General features: G+C 68.5%; 1 protein-coding gene. It reads left to right on the forward strand.

Annotated elements, in window-relative coordinates:
* Window positions 1-96 precede the first annotated feature (96 nt).
* On the forward strand, window positions 97-791 hold a 695-nt coding region (locus ACOADB_RS27200), incomplete at its 3' end, for an SDR family NAD(P)-dependent oxidoreductase (RefSeq protein WP_378606453.1).

Raw genomic sequence — 791 nt, forward strand, 5'->3', positions numbered from 1 at the left:
GCTGCATGCCCTGCTGCACACCGACCATTCGTCAACCCGCGCCGCGCTCGCCGCGCTGGTGCCGGACCTCAACCCCCATCCCGTAGGAGTCACCGCATGACCACCACCCACCGCACGGCGATCGTGACCGGAGCCGCCCGCGGCATCGGTGCCGGAGTCGCGCACCGCCTTTCCGCCGACGGCTTCGCCGTTGCTGTCCTCGACCTCGACGAGACCGCTTGCAAGACCGTCGTGGCCGAGATCGAGGCGGCCGGTGGCCGGGCGCTCGCGGTGGGCGTCGACGTCGCCGACGAGGAGGCGGTCCGGGTCGCGGTGGAGCGGGTCGCCGCCGAGCTGGGTGAGCCCACCGTCCTGGTCAACAACGCCGGTGTCATCCGCGACAACCTGCTCTTCAAGATGACCACCTCCGACTGGGACGCGGTGATGAACGTCCACCTGCGCGGTGCCTTCCTCATGACCCGCGCTGTGCAGGGTCACATGACCAAGGCGAGCTGGGGTCGCATCGTGAACCTGTCCAGCACCTCCGCGCTCGGCAACCGTGGCCAGGCCAACTACTCCGCAGCCAAGGCCGGGGTCCAGGGCTTCACCAAGACACTGGCCATCGAGCTGGGCAAGTACGGCGTGACCGCCAACGCCATCGCACCGGGATTCATCGAGACCGAGATGACCATGGCCACCGCGGAGCGGATGGGCGTGCCGTTCGATGACTTCAAGGCCTTTGTTGTCAACGACATCCCGGTCGGTCGCGGCGGTCTCCCGGCCGACATCGCGCACGCAGTGTCGTTCTTCGC

Origin of the sequence: Nocardioides sp. CPCC 206348, from assembly GCF_048654705.1 — a bacterium.
GTDB lineage: Bacteria > Actinomycetota > Actinomycetes > Propionibacteriales > Nocardioidaceae > Nocardioides.